We start from the raw sequence: 291 nt of genomic DNA, 5'->3' as shown, positions 1-291 counted from the left end.
TTTTTCCGTTGGGTGAAGCAATATCTGAATGTCCCGACCTTGTTTGGCACGACGGAAAATGCGGTATACAACCAACTGTTTGCGGCGTTCATCGCGTATGTGTTGCTGCGATGGCTGTATGATCAAACCAAAAAACAGACGAACGTCTCTCTTTCCTTCATTTCGTTCGTTCGCCGTTTTTTCTCTGGGCAGCTTCCTCTCGATTGGAAATCCGGGATGGCCGCTGCTTTGTTTGAGTATGCCCAAATTTATGGAAGGCGTATGTATAATTTTGGATAATCAACACTCGTG

General features: G+C 45.7%; 1 pseudogene. It reads left to right on the top strand.

The window, feature by feature from the left end:
• A pseudogene (locus VU18_RS04265) lies at positions 1-279 on the top strand (IS4 family transposase); the annotation flags it as partial.
• Positions 280-291: the final 12 nt, after the last annotated feature.

The sequence above is a fragment of the Geobacillus sp. ZGt-1 genome (genome assembly GCF_001026865.1).
Taxonomy (GTDB): domain Bacteria; phylum Bacillota; class Bacilli; order Bacillales; family Anoxybacillaceae; genus Geobacillus; species Geobacillus thermoleovorans.
Note: the sequence above shows the minus strand (reverse complement) of the source record. Positions and strands in the feature narration are given on the sequence as shown.